2 protein-coding genes are annotated in these 1,627 nt (G+C 69.8%); both read left to right on the top strand.

Going from position 1 to position 1,627, the window contains the following annotated elements:
* Window positions 1-1,267 (top strand): FAD-dependent oxidoreductase (locus A612_RS13175; RefSeq protein WP_019374932.1); only part of this gene is annotated, 1,267 nt, incomplete at its 5' end.
* A gap of 22 nt (window positions 1,268-1,289) precedes the next feature.
* The coding region (locus tag A612_RS13170) for a thiosulfate oxidation carrier protein SoxY (RefSeq protein ID WP_019374931.1) at window positions 1,290-1,627 on the top strand (338 nt) is incomplete at its 3' end.

Here is a 1,627-nt window from a genome sequence, read left to right as displayed (position 1 = left end):
CGCGCTCGCCGCGCCAGCGGCCATCTCGGCGCAGTCTTCCATCCTGCCGCGCCGCGGCAAGGGCCCGCGCATCGTGGTCTGCGGCGGCGGCTGGGGCGGGCTGACGGCGGCGCGCTACCTGCGCGAGCTGATCCCCGGCGCGGACGTGGTGCTGCTCGAGCGCAACCCCACTTTCTGGTCCGGCCCGATGAGCAACAAGTGGCTGGTGGACATCGTGGGCACGGATTTCGTGCAATACGACATGCTGCGCCCGGCCAACCGCTACGGCTACACCTTGCTGCAGACCGAGGTCACGGGCTTCGAGCGCGACAGGCGGCGCGTGCGCACCGGCCATGGGCTGGTCGAGTACGACTACCTGGTCCTGTCGGGCGGCATCCGCGACGCCTGGGATGCCTGGTTCGGCGACGACCAGCGCGCCATCGACCATGCGCGCACGCACTTCGCCAGCGCCTACATCCCCAACCAGCAGATGCACGCGCTCAAGCAGCGCGTGAAGGATTTCAAGGGCGGCACGCTGGTCATGACGCTGCTGCCGCCGCCGCACCGCTGCCCGCCCTCGCCCTACGAGCGCGCCTGCCTGATCGCCTGGCACATCAAGAAGCACCGGATTCCCGGCAAGGTCGTCATCCTCGACCCCAAGCCCACGATCGCGCCCATCGGCATGGGCTACCAGCAGGCCTTCGAGGAACTGTACCCGGACATCATCACCCACGTGCCGAATGCGCGCGTGCAGGAGGTCGATCCCTTCAACAAGCGCATCCAGACCAGCGCCGGCGAGTGGAAGTTCGACGAGGCCATCCTGATGCCGCCGCACCAGGCGGCCGACATGGTCTGGCACGCCGGCCTGATCGGCCGCGACGCCGCCGGCAAGCCCACCGGCTGGGCCGACATGCACCCGCGGCTCTACCACGCCCACGGCGACGACCGTGTGTATTTCGTGGGCGACCTGATGGGGCCGGTCTCCGACCAGTTCGGCCATTACCCCAAGAGCGGCCACGTGGCCAACTACATCGGGCGCATCGTGGCGCGCAACATCGCCGAGCGCGTGGCCGGCAAGGAGGTGACGCCGCTGTTGCCCGACAACCTGTGCTACATGATGGTCAACGGCGATCCGCAGGAAGAGATCTCGGTCAAGTTCGAGTACGAGGTCGACGCCAGCGGCCGCGTCCTGCAGACGCAGATCGACATGGACCTGCGCTCCACCGAGATGGTCCAGGAAGACTTTGCCTGGGCGCGCTCCAAGTTCGCCGACTTCCTGGCCCTCTGAGGGCCGGGCTCCCCACACCGACATGCAACGCAGAACACTGATCGCCTCGGCGCTGGCCCTGCCCGCCACCTCCGCCCTTGCCCGGCAGGCCGCGGCCCCTGCCGATCCCCTGGCCCCCAACCCGGCGGAGCTGCGGCGCGCCATGGAGGCCTTCACGCAGGGCCGCACGCCGCTGACCGAAGGGCTGGAGCTGCAGGTTCCGGCCCTGGCCGACAACCCCGGGGCGGTGCCCCTGAAGGTCCGGGTCGGCCTGCCGATCACGGACGAGGACTGGTGCGAGGAGATCATCGTCCTGGCGGAACGGAACCCCTCGCCGCTGGCCTGCCGCCTGCGGTTCACACCCGCGGCCGGCGCGGCCGA

This window comes from Melaminivora alkalimesophila (assembly GCF_000282995.1).
Taxonomy (GTDB): Bacteria; Pseudomonadota; Gammaproteobacteria; order Burkholderiales; family Burkholderiaceae_C; genus Melaminivora; species Melaminivora alkalimesophila.
The sequence above is the reverse complement of the archived record's forward strand: the minus strand, read 5'-3'. Positions and strand labels throughout refer to the sequence as shown.